The organism is Streptomyces sp. STR69 (assembly GCF_024519455.1).
GTDB lineage: Bacteria > Actinomycetota > Actinomycetes > Streptomycetales > Streptomycetaceae > Streptomyces.
Window position 1 is genome coordinate 276516 of sequence record NZ_JALJRY010000009.1, and the last position, 12281, is coordinate 288796.

The window sequence follows — 12281 nt, forward strand, 5'->3', positions numbered from 1 at the left end:
TGATGACCACAACGACCCTGCGTACGACGGCCGCTGCCGACTGGCGCGCTCTCGGCACCGGCGTCCGGCTGGTCGTCACCGACCCGGCCCTGCTGGACTCCTGCAACCTGCTCCTCGCCCGGCACCTCGCCGAGGTCGACGCGGCCTGCAGCCGCTTCCGCCCCGACTCCGAACTGGCCGCCCTGGACGCCTCGTTCGGCCGCCCGGTCACCGTGAGCCCGCTGCTCGCCGAGGCCCTCGCGGTCGCCCTGCGCGCGGCCGAGGCGACGGACGGCGCGGTCGACCCGACGGTCGGTTCGGCGATGAACGCCATCGGCTACGACCGCGACTTCACCCTCGTCCGCGAGGACGACCGTCCGGTCCGGCTCACCGTGAAGCGGGCCCCGGGCTGGCGCATGATCGACCTCGACCGTACGACGGGCACGGTCACCGTCCCGGCCGGAGTCCGCCTCGACCTCGGCGCCACGGCGAAGGCCTGGGCCGCCGACAGGGCCGCCGCGATGCTGGCCCAAGTGGCGGGCTGCGGAGTCCTGGTGAGCCTGGGCGGCGACACGGCCGTCGCGGGGGAGCCTCCGGCCGGCGGCTGGAACATCCGCGTCCAGGACGTCACCGGCTCCGTCGACGAGACGCCCGCGCACGGTACGTACGCCACGATCGGCCTGCGCTCCGGCGGCCTCGCCACCTCGGGCACGTCCGCCCGCAACTGGCGCCGCAGCGGCCACGAACTGCACCACATCGTCGACCCGCGCACCGGCCTTCCCGTCCGCAGCCCCTGGCGCACGGTCTCGGTCGCCGCGGCGACGTGCGCCGACGCCAACGCGGCGAGCACGGCGTCCCTGGTGAAGGGCGAGGGCGCCGAACGCTGGCTGACCCGCCTCGGCCTGCCGGCCCGTCTGGTCGCCCAGGACGGCACGGTCGTCACGACCCCGGGCTGGCCCACCTCCCTGGTCGCCGCCGCATGAGCTCCGAAACCCTCTGGTACGCCAACCGCGCCACCGGAGCCGTCTGCCTGGTCCTGTTCACGGTCGTGGTCCTGCTCGGCATCGCGGTCCGCCTGCGCACCCGGCTCCCCGGCCTGCCCCGCTTCGGCACGGTGAATCTCCACCGCACCCTCTCCCTCTCCGCGACCGCGTTCCTGGCCCTGCACATCGCGGTGGCGGTGATCGACGGCTACGTGAACATCACCGTCCTGGACGCGGTCGTCCCCTTCGTCTCCGACTACCAGCCGCTCTGGCTCGGCCTCGGCACGGTCGCCCTGGACCTGCTGCTCGCGGTCCTGATCACCAGCCTCCTGCGCGAACGCATCGGCCACCGCACCTGGCGGGCGCTCCACTGGCTCGCCTACGCCTCCTGGCCGATCGCCCTGATCCACGGCATCGGCATCGGCACGGACACCGGCACCGACTGGATGACCTGGCTGACCGTGTCCTGCGTGGCCGCGGTGATCACCGCCTTCGGCATCCGCCTGGCCCACTCCGCCCGCGAGTCCCGCCGCACCCCCGCAGCCCTGCTCCGCACAGCAGAAGGAGCCCGCTCGTGACCACGACCACGACCTTCACCGACGTCTACATGTCCCCCCGCCTCCTCGCCCCCGGCGGCACCGCGGCCGACCTCGCCACCCACGAACAGCGCTACGGCCCACTGTCCTACGGCGATCCGGACGGCCTGCTGAGAACCGTCGCCGAATCCGGCCTCACCGGACGCGGAGGCGCCGCGTTCCCGACGTACCGCAAGCTGGTCGCGGTGGCCGACGCGGGCCGACGCACGGGCCGTGCACCCGTGGTCGTGGCGAACGGAGCGGAGGGCGAACCGGCCAGCCGCAAGGACAAGACGCTCCTGCGCCTGTCACCCCATCTCGTCCTGGACGGGCTGCAGTTGGCGGCTCGCGCGGTCGGTGCGGGGGAGGCCCATCTGGCCGTCGAGGACGGCGCGTCCTACTTGGAATCGGCGCTGGCACAGCGAAACGACCCGCTTGAGGTGAAGGTCGTTCGCCTTCCCAAACGCTTCCTCTCCGGCCAGGCGTCGGCCCTCGCGCAGTACGTCTCCGGGAACGCCCCGCTGCCCCGCCACCAGCGCCCACCGGTCCGCGAACGCGGGGTGCGCAAAGCCCCGACGCTCGTCCAGAACGTGGAAACCCTGGCCCACCTCGCCCTCGTCGCCCGCTACGGCTCCGACTGGTTCCGCAGCGCGGGCACACCCGCCCAGCCCGGCAGCACGCTCTGCACCCTGCATGTGCCGGGCCGCGAAGTCCGGGTGGTGGAAGCCCCGTTCGGCCTCCCGCTGGACCGCCTGCTTCCGCTCCAAGGCATGTCGGCGGTACTCGTGGGCGGCTACCACGGCACCTGGATCCCGACCGCCGAAGCAGCCCAACGCGCGCTGGACGCAGGGGACTTGGGGGCGGGCGTCCTGGCCGCACTCCCCAGCAGCCGCTGCGGAGTGGCCGAAACCGCCCGCGTCCTGCGCTACTTGGCCCTCCAGTCGGCCGGCCAGTGCGGCCCCTGCCTCAACGGCCTCCCGCGCATGGCCTCCGCGTTCCGCACCATGGCCACGCCCGGCCCCCAGGGCAACACCCGCCAGGACGTGGCCCGTTGGTCCGGCCTGATAGAGGGCCGGGGCGCCTGCCACCACCCCGACGGCACGGTCCGCCTGGTCCGCAGCGCGTTGACCACGTTCGCCACTGAACTCGACGCCCACGCAAGGGGTTTGTGCACGGCGACCGACCCCACACCCCTGCTCCCGATCCCGAACGAGGCCCGCTGACCCATGGACCAGCAGATGGACATCGACTGGACGGCGTGCCAGGGCCATGGCCTGTGCGCGGAACTACTACCGGACCACATCACCCTCGACGAGTGGGGCTACCCGCTGGTGGACGGCTCCCCGATCCCACCCCGCACCCTCAAACGGGCCCGCAAGGCAGCCGCGGACTGTCCAGTCCTAGCCTTGAAACCAATGCCGGCCATCTAGGGGCGCGGGGCTGTATCGATATGCGGCTCCGCCGCGTGGGCGCGCCCAGCCCCCACCGGGCCCGCAGCCAAACAACCGCCCTAAAGCCACCCGGCAAATTCCAGCAACAACTCGGCATCCCGAGGCCGCCCCACGCGCAGTGCCCGCACTCCCGACTCAACGGCCCGGAACAACGTCCACCCCCGCAACCGCTCCTGATCCACATCCAACGACTCGGCAAGCCGCTTGACCCGTCGCCGAGTTGTAGACGCCCCCGAAGGCGTGGCGATCAGATCCTCCACCCGATCCCGCACCAACCGAGCCAGATCGAACGCACACTCACCCACCACCGGATCCGGCCCCACGGCCAACCACGGCACCCGATCCGCGGCCAGCACCTTGCTCTGCCGAAACGTCCCGTGCAGCAACCGCACCTCGGGCGGCCCGGCCAGCAATTCTTCCCGAGCGTCCAACGCGGCCGAGACCAGCGCGGCGACCTCCGCCCCACCGCCCTTCATGGCCGCGGCCTGCCGCCCGGTCCGCTCGGCCACGGTCTCGAACGCGTGATCGCCCGGCGGCTCCACCCACAGCCGCCGCAAGGCCCCCGCCGCCTCCAGCAACGCCTTCGCCTCCGGCAACGACCGCACCGACACATCGGGATGCAACCGCTCCAGCACCAGCACACCTTCACCGGCCGCCGCCTCCACCAGCTGCACGGCCCCCCGGCCGCCCCAGTGCGCGAGCGCGGCCCGCTCGCTCTCCGGCCGGGCCCGGCGCGGGGCCAACTTCAGCACCGCAGGCGTTCCGTCGGCCCGCCGTACCAGCACGACCAGGCTGCTGCGCCCACCGGGCACCTGCACCCGTTCCGCGGTCAACTCGCGTAGATCAACGGCCTGTTGGGCCACCTCGGGCAGCTTCTCCAACCAGTCGTCACCGCTCGGTGCCGTCTCCCCGAGCGCCCTCACCAGACGCTGCGGCGGTTCGAAAGCCATGCGAGAGTTGTTCCCTTCGTACGGTCCTGCGGCCCGGTGCGGTGTTACGCCGTGGGTGTCGCCGAGGCCGTGGGGGTCGCGGCCCGCTCGGCGAGACCAGGGAAGGGTACGCTCCCGCCGCGCCAGCGCACCGCGCGGACCGCCGCTTCCCGCAGCGCCTCCGCGGCCGTGGCGCGCACTCCGCCGGTCGACGCCCGCACCAGGTCGGAGTAGACCCCGGCCACCCGCTCCTCCAGCTCGGCGGCGAGCCGTACCGCGGTGGCCGAGTCCGGCACCGGGAACGGCAGCGCGTACGCGGCCGACGCGGCCACCGGCTTGCCGCCCAGGTCCCGAACCTCCCGCACCAGCGCGTCCCGCCGGGCCCGGTGTCCGTCGTAGGCCGCCTTGGCCTCGGTGCGCCGGCCCTCGCGGATACGGCCGCCGACCACGCCGTAGCCGTAGACCGCCGCGTGCTCGGCGGCCAGTGCCGCCTGCAGTGCGGTCAGTTCCGCGGCCTTCTCCTCGCTCACTTGGCATCCTCCGTCAGCAGATACGCGTGCCCGGCCCCGGCCGCGGCCACCGAGGCCAGCAGCCGGGCCAGCTCGCCCGGCACGTCCAGCAGTGCCTTGGCCCGCCGGTCGGCGAGGGCCCGCTCGGCCGCCGCCAGCCCGGCGAGGGCGTCGCTCGCGGTCGCGGGGGCGGTGGAGGCCGAAGCCGACGGCGCGGCAGTGGCCGTAGGAGATGGCGTGGAATCGCTGCCCCCGAAGGCCGTCGCGTGCCGGACGACCTCCGCGCGGAGTGGGTCGAGGCGCTCCGCCAGTGCGGGGTGGGCGGCGAGTACCGCGTCGTAGTGCCGGAGCAGGGTCTCGCTGTCGGTGGCGGCACGCGCGCGTGCGCGTTCGGCGGCCGAGGGGCTGCCCGCGGTGTTCTCGGTGTCGTCGCCGTCGGTGGAGCAGCCCACCAGGAGCGCGGCTCCGGCGGCCGAGGCGAGCAGGCTCCTTCTGCGCGGTCCCGGAAGGGTGCGCGGAGGTGGGGGGAACGGCACGGCGGATCGTCCTCGGGGGGCTCGTACGAACGAAAACACGGGAAGGGCTGCGCGCCCGTGATCACGGTACCCGCGCACCGGATCCCCGCCAGTCACCGGCACCGGTCTGACTGCAGGTGGACGGCAACACACCCGCGGACCGGATACCCTTTGAGCAGACACGCGCCCTACCCACAACAGCACACGCGGCCGAGGAGTCACCCGGATGAGCACGACCCAGAGCGAGAGGCTGCGAGTACTGCTGGAACCGCTCGTCAGCTCCCAGGGACTCGATCTCGAAGAGGTCGAAGTGGACTCGGTGGGACGCAAGCGGGTGCTGCGCGTGGTCGTCGATTCCGACACGGGTGCCGATCTGGACCAGATCGCGGATGTGAGCCGCGCGCTCTCCGCGAAGCTCGACGAGACCGACGCGATGGGCGCGGGCGAGTACACCCTCGAGGTCGGGACCCCCGGTGCCGAGCGCGAGCTCACCGAGCACCGTCACTACGTGCGGGCCACCGACCGGCTGGTCAGGTTCCAGCTGGCCGAGAGCGGTGAGCTGGTCGCCCGGATCCTCGACGTGGACGACGACGGCATCGACGTGGAAGTGCCCGGCGTGAAGGGGCGTAGGCCCACCGCCAAGCGGCTTGCCTTCGCGGAGGTCGTGAAGGCGCGTGTCCAGGTCGAGTTCAACCGCAAGAGCAAGAACGAAGAGCACGAAGACAACACAGAGAACGCAGAGGAGGCGTAGCCGTGGACATCGACATGAGTGCCCTGCGGGGCCTGGTACGGGAGAAGGAGATCTCCTTCGACCTGCTGGTCGGAGCGATCGAGTCGGCCCTCCTCATCGCCTACCACCGCACCGAGGGAAGCCGCCGCCACGCGCGCGTGGTGCTCGACCGTGAGAACGGCCATGTGACGGTGTGGGCGAAAGAGGACCCCGAGGACTTGGAGGAGGGGGAGGAGCCGCGCGAGTTCGACGACACCCCGTCCGACTTCGGCCGGATCGCCGCCACCACCGCCAAGCAGGTCATCCTGCAGCGGCTGCGGGACGCCGAGGACGAGGTCACGTTCGGCGAGTTCGCCGGCCGTGAGGGCGACATCGTCGCCGGTGTGGTCCAGCAGGGCCGCGACCCGAAGAACGTGCTCGTCGACATCGGCAAGCTGGAGGCCATCCTGCCGGTGCAGGAGCAGGTGCCGGGCGAGGAGTACCCGCACGGGCTGCGCCTGCGGTCGTACGTCGTCCGGGTGGCGAAGGGCATGCGCGGTCCGTCCGTGACCCTGTCCCGTACGCATCCCAACCTGGTGAAGGCGCTGTTCGCCATGGAGGTGCCGGAGGTCGCCGACGGGTCGGTGGAGATCGCCGCCATCGCGCGTGAGGCCGGCCACCGTACGAAGATCGCCGTCCGCTCCACCCGCAGCGGTCTGAACGCCAAGGGCGCCTGCATCGGCCCCATGGGCGGCCGGGTGCGCGCGGTGATGGGCGAGCTGCACGGCGAGAAGATCGACATCGTCGACTGGTCGGACGACCCGGCCGAGATGGTGGCCAACGCGCTGTCCCCGGCGCGGGTCTCCAAGGTCGAGGTGGTGGACCTCGCGACCCGTTCCGCGCGCGTGACGGTGCCGGACTACCAGCTGTCCCTGGCGATCGGCAAGGAAGGGCAGAATGCCCGGCTTGCGGCCCGCCTCACCGGCTGGCGGATCGACATCCGTCCGGACACCGAACAGCCGTCCGACCAGCCAGGGGAATAGTTCTCGGCCGCCAGTGGCTTAGATCACGACAACAGCCGTTCGATTCTTGCCCCGAAGGGGTGAGGTCGGTGCGGGGAGGTAGACTTAGCAGTGTCTGGCCGGACGCGAGCCCGCGCATGCCCTGAACGCACCTGTGTGGGGTGTCGGGAGCGAGCGGCCAAGAAGGAACTGCTGCGGATCGTGGCGGTCGAGGGCGAATGCGTCCTCGATCATCGCGGTACGCTGCCCGGCCGGGGTGCGTATCTGCATCCCGCCCTGGTCTGTCTCGACCTGGCGGTACGCCGCCGGGCGTTCCCACGGGCGCTGCGTGCCCAGGGAACGCTCGACACAAAGGCGTTGCGTCTCTCCGTCGAGCAGGCAACACCGTAAGAGCGAGTCGTACGGAACCTCCGTGCGGCCCGGTATTCCGCGAGTTGGAAGTAGGTCGAGATTGCGATGAGCACTCGATGAGCACGCGATGAGTACGCCCATGAAGTAGCGACGGTCCGGACGCACCCGGACCTAAAAGGAGCGAAGTGGCTAAGGTCCGGGTATACGAACTCGCCAAGGAGTTCGGGGTGGAGAGCAAGGTCGTCATGGCCAAGCTCCAAGAACTCGGTGAATTTGTCCGTTCGGCGTCCTCGACGATCGAGGCGCCCGTTGTACGCAAGCTGACAGACGCCCTCCAGCAGGGCAGCGGAGGCGGCAAGCCCGCCCCCGCACGCAAGGCTGCCCCGGCACGACCGGGAGCCCCCTCTCCGGCGCAGGGTGCCCGTCCGGGTCCCGCCGCGCCGCGTCCGCCGGCCCCGAAGCCGGTCGTCGCCGAGAGCGCCGCCGCGGCTCCCGCAGCCCCGGCCGCGCCCGCCGCACCGGCCTCCACCGGTGGTCCCCGTCCGGGCCCGCGGCCCGCGCCGCGTCCGGCCCCGGCCTCGCCGGCGCCGACCACGCCCGAGTTCACCGCGCCTCCGGCGGCACCCGCGGCTCCGGCCGCGCCTGCCTCCACCGGCGGCTCCGGTTCCGCTCCCCGTCCGGGCGCCCCGCGTCCGGCGAGCCAGGCCCCCCGTCCGGGCGCTGCCCGTCCGGCCGGTCCCGGCCAGGGCGGTCAGGGTCGTGGCGACCGTCCCGAGCGTGGCGGTGACCGTCCCGGCGCTCCGCGTCCGGGTGGTCAGGGCGCCCGTCCCGGTGCTCGTCCGGCCGGTCCCCGTCCGGGCAACAACCCGTTCACCTCTGGCGGTTCCACCGGCATGGCGCGCCCCGGCGCACCCCGTCCCGGTGCTCCGCGTCCCGGCGGCCAGGACCGTCCCGGTGCTCCCGGTGGCGCTCCGCGTCCCCAGGGTGCCGGTCAGGGCGGTCCCCGTCCCCAGGGCGCTGCGGGCGGTGCCCGTCCGGGTGCTCCCGGTGGCGCGCGTCCGAGCCCGGGCGGCATGCCCCGCCCGCAGGGCGGCGCTCCGCGTCCGGGTGGTGGCCCCGGTGGCAACCGTCCCAACCCCGGCATGATGCCGCAGCGTCCCGCTGCGGGTAGCCCCCGTCCCGGTGGCGGCCCCGGTGGCCGTGGTCCCGGTGCCGGCGGCGGTCGTCCCGGCGGTCCCGGCGGTGGCGGCGGCGGTCGTCCCGGTGGCGGCGGCGGTTTCGCCGGTCGTCCCGGTGGCGGTGGCGGCGGTTTCGCCGGTCGTCCCGCGGGTCCCGGTGGCGGTGGCGGCGGTTTCGCCGGCCGTCCGGGTGCTCCCGCCGGTGGCGGCGGTGGCCGTCCCGGCTTCGGCGGTCGTCCCGGTGGTCCGGGTGGCCGTGGTGGCACACAGGGCGCCTTCGGTCGTCCCGGTGGTCCCGCGCGTCGTGGTCGCAAGTCGAAGCGGCAGAGGCGCCAGGAGTACGAGGCCATGCAGGCCCCGTCGGTCGGCGGTGTGATGCTGCCTCGTGGCAACGGACAGTCCGTCCGTCTGTCGCGCGGTGCCTCGCTCACCGACTTCGCCGAGAAGATCAACGCCAACCCGGCGTCGCTCGTCGGCGTGATGATGAACCTCGGCGAGATGGTCACTGCCACGCAGTCCGTCTCCGACGAGACGCTGAAGCTCCTCGCGGACGAGATGAACTTCGTCCTGGAGATCGTCAGCCCGGAGGAGGAGGACCGCGAGCTCCTGGAGTCCTTCGACATCGAGTTCGGCGAGGACGAGGGTGGCGAGGAGTTCCTCGTCGCGCGTCCGCCGGTCGTGACCGTCATGGGTCACGTCGACCACGGTAAGACCCGACTGCTGGACACCATCCGCAAGACGAACGTCGTCGCGGGCGAGGCCGGCGGTATCACGCAGCACATCGGCGCGTACCAGGTCGCGACCGAGGTCAACGGCGAAGAGCGCAAGATCACCTTCATCGACACCCCGGGTCACGAGGCGTTCACCGCCATGCGCGCCCGTGGTGCCAAGTCGACCGACATCGCGATCCTCGTGGTGGCGGCCAACGACGGTGTGATGCCCCAGACGATCGAGGCGCTGAACCACGCCAAGGCGGCCGACGTGCCGATCGTGGTCGCGGTCAACAAGATCGACGTCGAGGGCGCCGACCCGACCAAGGTGCGCGGTCAGCTCACCGAGTTCGGTCTGGTGGCCGAGGAGTACGGCGGCGACACCATGTTCGTCGACATCTCCGCCAAGCAGGGTCTGAACATCGACCAGCTGCTGGAGGCCGTGGTCCTCACCGCGGACGCCTCGCTCGACCTGCGGGCCAACCCGGAGCAGGACGCGCAGGGCATCGCGATCGAGTCCCACCTCGACCGCGGTCGCGGCGCCGTCGCGACCGTCCTGGTCCAGCGCGGCACCCTGCGGGTCGGCGACACCATGGTGGTCGGCGACGCCTACGGCCGGGTCCGCGCGATGCTCGACGACAAGGGCGACAACGTGGAAGAGGCGGGTCCCTCGACCCCGGTCCTCGTCCTCGGACTCACCAACGTCCCGGGCGCCGGCGACAACTTCCTCGTCGTCGACGAGGACCGCACGGCACGTCAGATCGCCGAGAAGCGCGCGGCGCGCGAGCGCAACGCCAACTTCGCCCGGCGCGGAGTCCGGTTCTCCCTGGAGAACCTGGACGAGGCCCTCAAGGCCGGTCTGGTGCAGGAACTCAACCTCATCATCAAGGGCGACGCGTCCGGTTCGGTGGAGGCTCTCGAGTCCTCGCTGCTCCAGCTCGACGTCGGCGAAGAGGTCGACATCCGCGTCCTGCACCGCGGCGTGGGTGCGGTCACCGAGTCGGACATCGACCTGGCGACCGGCTCCGACGCGATCGTCATCGGCTTCAACGTCCGCGCTGCGGGCCGCGCGGCGCAGATGGCGGAGCGCGAGGGCGTCGACGTCCGGTACTACTCGGTGATCTACCAGGCCATCGAGGAGATCGAGGCGGCCCTGAAGGGCATGCTCAAGCCGGAGTACGAGGAGGTCGAGCTCGGCACGGCGGAGATCCGCGAGGTCTTCAAGTCGTCCAAGCTGGGCAACATCGCCGGTGTCCTGGTCCGCTCCGGAGAGGTCAAGCGCAACACCAAGGCGCGCCTCGTCCGCGACGGCAAGGTCATCGCCGAGAGCCTCAACATCTCCGGTCTGCGTCGCTTCAAGGACGACGTCACCGAGATCCGCGAAGGGTTCGAGGGCGGTATCAACCTCGGCAACTTCAACGACATCAAGGTCGACGACGTCATCGCGACGTACGAGATGCGCGAGAAGCCTCGCGGCTGATCGTCACAGCACGCGATCGGGGCCGGTCGGCGGGGAGAGAATTCCGTCGATCGGCCCCGGCCGTTGCGTGTACGGTTCCTGTATCGGCGTCCAAGACCGGCGCCCATACCCCGAACCGGCGGGACATCCGGACACACATGTATGTGGGGACTCTGTCCTTCGATCTGCTCCTCGGCGACGTCCACTCGCTGAAGGAGAAACGCTCTCTCGTCCGTCCGATCGTGGCCGAACTCCAGCGCAAGTACGCGGTGAGCGCGGCCGAGACGGGCAACCAGGACCTTCACCGCAGGGCCGAGATCGGGCTCGCGGTGGTCTCCGGGGACACAGAACACCTCACCGACGTACTGGACCGCTGCGAGCGACTCGTCGCCGGGCGGCCCGAGGTGGAACTGCTCTCGGTTCGACGCAGGCTCCACAGCGACGAAGACTGAAGCAAGCAGCAAGACGTAGTTACTAAGGAGACGGACCAGTGGCCGACAACGCGCGTGCCAAGAGGCTGGCGGACCTCATCCGAGAGGTGGTGGCCAAGAAGCTGCAGCGCGGGATCAAGGATCCGCGGCTCGGCACGCACGTCACCATCACGGACACCCGGGTGACGGGTGACCTGCGGGAGGCGACCGTCTTCTACACGGTGTACGGGGACGACGAGGTGCGGGCCGAAGCTGCTGCCGGGCTGGAGAGCGCCAAGGGCGTGCTCCGCTCGGCCGTGGGTGCCGCGGCCGGCGTGAAGTTCACGCCGACCCTCACCTTCGTCGCGGACGCCCTGCCGGACACCGCCAAGACCATCGAGGACCTCCTCGACAAGGCCCGGCAGTCCGACGAGAAGGTACGCGAGGTCTCGGCGGGCGCCGCCTACGCCGGTGACGCCGACCCGTACAAGAAGCCGGGCGAGGACGACGAGGACGACGCCGCCGAATGACGCAGAAGACCCAGACGCCCGACGGCCTTGTCATCGTGGACAAGCCGTCGGGCTTCACCTCGCACGACGTGGTCGCCAAGATGCGCGGCATCGCCCGCACCCGCCGCGTCGGGCACGCCGGCACCCTCGACCCCATGGCGACGGGCGTGCTCGTCCTCGGCGTCGAGAAGGCGACAAAGCTCCTCGGCCATCTCGCGCTGACGGAGAAGGAGTACCTGGGCACGATCCGCCTGGGCCAGAACACCCTGACCGACGACGCCGAGGGCGAGATCACGGGGTCGGTCGACGCCTCGAAGGTCACCCGGGAGGCCGTCGACGCCGGGATCGCCAAGCTCAGCGGCGAGATCATGCAGGTCCCGTCCAAGGTCAGCGCCATCAAGATCAACGGCGTGCGCTCGTACAAACGGGCCCGCGACGGCGAGGACTTCGAGATCCCCGCCCGCCCCGTCACCATCTCCTCCTTCGCGGTCTACGACGTCCGGGACGCCGTCGCCGAGGACGGCACCCCCGTCCTGGACCTGGTGGTCTCGGTGGTCTGCTCGTCCGGCACCTACATCCGGGCCCTGGCCCGCGATCTGGGCGCGGACCTCGGCGTAGGCGGCCACCTCACCGCTCTCCGCCGCACCCGCGTGGGCCCGTACAAGCTGGACTCGGCCAGGACCCTGGACCAGCTCCAGCAGGAGCTGACCGTGATGCCGATCGCCGAGGCCGCCAAGGCCGCGTTCCCGCGCTGGTCGGTGGACGACCGGCGGGCCAAGCTGCTGCTCAACGGTGTCCGCCTGGACATCCCCGAGGAGTACGCGGGCCTCGGCGCGGTCGGCGTCTTCGACTCCGAGGACCGCTTCCTGGCCCTCGTGGAGGCACAGCAGGGCAAGGCCAAGAGCCTCGCGGTCTTCGCCTGAGCGGAGGCCCCCGGAGACTTCTCCGGGGGCCCAACTCCCGCCCGTGGAGCGGCGGTCACGGGGTCCACG

At 71.7% G+C, this 12281-nt stretch carries 14 protein-coding genes; 11 read left to right on the plus strand and 3 right to left on the minus strand.

What is annotated here, in order from left to right:
• Positions 1–2: 2 nt before the first annotated feature.
• Genes OC490_RS19350 through OC490_RS19365 form a run of 4 tightly spaced genes read left to right on the plus strand, consistent with a single transcriptional unit; the run spans position 3 to position 2967 of the window.
• Complete coding sequence (locus OC490_RS19350) at positions 3–962, plus strand: FAD:protein FMN transferase (RefSeq protein WP_262059196.1); 960 nt, start codon at positions 3–5, stop codon at positions 960–962.
• A complete protein-coding gene (locus tag OC490_RS19355) occupies positions 959–1540 on the plus strand; it encodes a ferric reductase-like transmembrane domain-containing protein (protein WP_262059197.1) in 582 nt (193 codons plus the stop codon). Before OC490_RS19350 ends, OC490_RS19355 begins: the two co-directional genes overlap by 4 nt.
• Positions 1537–2760 (plus strand): NADH-ubiquinone oxidoreductase-F iron-sulfur binding region domain-containing protein, encoded by a 1224-nt coding sequence (locus OC490_RS19360; RefSeq protein ID WP_262059198.1) that lies wholly within the window; start codon positions 1537–1539, stop codon positions 2758–2760. Before OC490_RS19355 ends, OC490_RS19360 begins: the two co-directional genes overlap by 4 nt.
• 3 nt (positions 2761–2763) lie before the next feature.
• The gene (locus OC490_RS19365) at positions 2764–2967 is read left to right on the plus strand and encodes a ferredoxin (protein ID WP_262059199.1); all 204 of its coding nucleotides are present in this window, start codon (positions 2764–2766) and stop codon (positions 2965–2967) included.
• Positions 2968–3047: 80 nt separating this feature from the next.
• Here OC490_RS19365 and OC490_RS19370 read toward each other — a convergent pair whose 3' ends face one another.
• The 3 genes from OC490_RS19370 to OC490_RS19380 are packed head-to-tail and all read right to left on the minus strand — an operon-like array spanning position 3048 to position 4962.
• Positions 3048–3938, minus strand: coding sequence for an aminoglycoside phosphotransferase family protein (locus OC490_RS19370; RefSeq protein WP_262059200.1), 891 nt, complete (start codon positions 3936–3938; stop codon positions 3048–3050).
• Positions 3939–3982: 44 nt separating this feature from the next.
• The gene (locus tag OC490_RS19375; protein WP_262059201.1) at positions 3983–4447 is read right to left on the minus strand and encodes a ferritin-like domain-containing protein; all 465 of its coding nucleotides are present in this window, start codon (positions 4445–4447) and stop codon (positions 3983–3985) included.
• Positions 4444–4962, minus strand: coding sequence for a hypothetical protein (locus tag OC490_RS19380; RefSeq protein WP_262059202.1), 519 nt, complete (start codon positions 4960–4962; stop codon positions 4444–4446). The genes OC490_RS19375 and OC490_RS19380 overlap by 4 nt, the downstream gene beginning before the upstream one ends.
• A gap of 205 nt (positions 4963–5167) precedes the next feature.
• On the opposite strand from OC490_RS19380, the gene rimP reads away from it, so the two are divergent.
• The 7 genes from rimP (at position 5168) to truB (ending at position 12212) form a co-directional block, all read left to right on the plus strand.
• Positions 5168–5692: a ribosome maturation factor RimP gene (gene rimP, locus OC490_RS19385; protein WP_262059203.1), complete on the plus strand. Its 525-nt coding sequence runs from the start codon at positions 5168–5170 to the stop codon at positions 5690–5692.
• Between the two features lie 2 nt (positions 5693–5694).
• A complete protein-coding gene (gene nusA / locus OC490_RS19390) occupies positions 5695–6693 on the plus strand; it encodes a transcription termination factor NusA (protein ID WP_019074814.1) in 999 nt (332 codons plus the stop codon).
• A gap of 90 nt (positions 6694–6783) precedes the next feature.
• The gene (locus OC490_RS19395; protein ID WP_262059204.1) at positions 6784–7062 is read left to right on the plus strand and encodes a YlxR family protein; all 279 of its coding nucleotides are present in this window, start codon (positions 6784–6786) and stop codon (positions 7060–7062) included.
• Positions 7063–7208: 146 nt separating this feature from the next.
• Entirely contained in the window at positions 7209–10391 is a 3183-nt protein-coding gene (gene infB / locus OC490_RS19400) for a translation initiation factor IF-2 (RefSeq protein WP_262059205.1), read from the plus strand.
• 137 nt (positions 10392–10528) lie between these two features.
• A complete protein-coding gene (locus tag OC490_RS19405; protein ID WP_262059206.1) occupies positions 10529–10822 on the plus strand; it encodes a DUF503 domain-containing protein in 294 nt (97 codons plus the stop codon).
• A 38-nt stretch (positions 10823–10860) separates the two neighbouring features.
• Positions 10861–11310 (plus strand): 30S ribosome-binding factor RbfA, encoded by a 450-nt coding sequence (rbfA, locus tag OC490_RS19410; RefSeq protein ID WP_262059207.1) that lies wholly within the window; start codon positions 10861–10863, stop codon positions 11308–11310.
• The gene (truB, locus tag OC490_RS19415) at positions 11307–12212 is read left to right on the plus strand and encodes a tRNA pseudouridine(55) synthase TruB (protein WP_262059208.1); all 906 of its coding nucleotides are present in this window, start codon (positions 11307–11309) and stop codon (positions 12210–12212) included. The genes rbfA and truB overlap by 4 nt, the downstream gene beginning before the upstream one ends.
• The last annotated feature ends 69 nt before the right edge of the window (positions 12213–12281 follow it).

Coding starts and splice junctions, on each gene's coding strand:
- OC490_RS19370 (WP_262059200.1), bottom strand. CDS start 3,938: ATGGCTTTCGAACCGCCGCAGCGTCTGGTGAGGGCGCTCGGGGAGACG.
- rimP (WP_262059203.1), top strand. CDS start 5,168: ATGAGCACGACCCAGAGCGAGAGGCTGCGAGTACTGCTGGAACCGCTC.
- OC490_RS19405 (WP_262059206.1), top strand. CDS start 10,529: ATGTATGTGGGGACTCTGTCCTTCGATCTGCTCCTCGGCGACGTCCAC.
- OC490_RS19350 (WP_262059196.1), top strand. CDS start 3: ATGACCACAACGACCCTGCGTACGACGGCCGCTGCCGACTGGCGCGCT.
- truB (WP_262059208.1), top strand. CDS start 11,307: ATGACGCAGAAGACCCAGACGCCCGACGGCCTTGTCATCGTGGACAAG.
- OC490_RS19355 (WP_262059197.1), top strand. CDS start 959: ATGAGCTCCGAAACCCTCTGGTACGCCAACCGCGCCACCGGAGCCGTC.
- OC490_RS19365 (WP_262059199.1), top strand. CDS start 2,764: ATGGACCAGCAGATGGACATCGACTGGACGGCGTGCCAGGGCCATGGC.